This window comes from Cellvibrio sp. ATLC23, assembly GCF_057196725.1.
The window spans coordinates 1-353 of sequence record NZ_JBXUOS010000036.1 but is presented as its reverse complement, the minus strand read 5'-3'; the positions used below and the strand labels follow the sequence as shown (position 1 = coordinate 353).

The following is a 353-nucleotide window of genomic DNA, read 5'->3' as shown; positions in this document are numbered from 1 at the left end:
GCCAGTCGCTCAATAAAGAGAGTTGCGTTGCGGCTAGCGCCTGTGCAATAGCGGATATAGGGACATAGCGATTTTGTGAAGGTGAAGACATGTTATGCATTTGCCCGATAAGTATCTGGCTAAGGCATCGACTGACATGTTTACGTGTACCACCTGTCAATATAGGGCGAGCAAAACTTCTGTTCTGCCAAAAATGCTCCAGCACCCCCTGTACATCCAACACCTTGCTTGGAGGTAGCATAGCAGAGGCCAAAACAGTCATCGGCCAGTGCAAACTTGCATAGAGCAGTTCATCTTTGTTTTTATAATGTTCATAAAACGTCGAGCGTCCCACATCAGCCTTGGCAATGATG

1 protein-coding gene is annotated in these 353 nt (G+C 47.0%); it reads right to left on the bottom strand.

Annotation, left to right across the window (positions count from 1 at the left end):
* The coding region (locus tag AC2CG4_RS20080) for a TetR/AcrR family transcriptional regulator (protein WP_484487957.1) at window positions 1-353 on the bottom strand (353 nt) is incomplete at both ends.